This window comes from Jeotgalibacillus salarius (assembly GCF_004405125.1).
GTDB classification, from domain to species: Bacteria; Bacillota; Bacilli; order Bacillales; family Jeotgalibacillaceae; genus Jeotgalibacillus; species Jeotgalibacillus salarius.
This window is the reverse complement of sequence record NZ_SORX01000032.1, coordinates 1-212: the sequence shown is the minus strand read 5'-3', so window position 1 is coordinate 212 and position 212 is coordinate 1. Positions and strand designations below refer to the sequence as shown.

1 tRNA gene is annotated in these 212 nt (G+C 57.5%); it reads left to right on the top strand.

Going from position 1 to position 212, the window contains the following annotated elements:
- Positions 1–56 precede the first annotated feature (56 nt).
- A tRNA-Ser gene (locus E2626_RS17060) sits at positions 57–148 on the top strand.
- The last annotated feature ends 64 nt before the right edge of the window (positions 149–212 follow it).

The window sequence follows — 212 nt, the reverse complement described above, 5'->3', positions numbered from 1 at the left end:
GAGCTATCGGCTGTTAACCGATCGGTCGTAGGTTCGAGTCCTACCTGTGGAGCCACGGAGAGCTGTCCGAGAGGTCGAAGGAGCACGATTGGAAATCGTGTAGACGGCTACCGCTGTCTCAAGGGTTCGAATCCCTTGCTCTCCGCCATTGCTATCCTGGCCCGTTGGTCAAGCGGTTAAGACACCGCCCTTTCACGGCGGTAACACGGGTT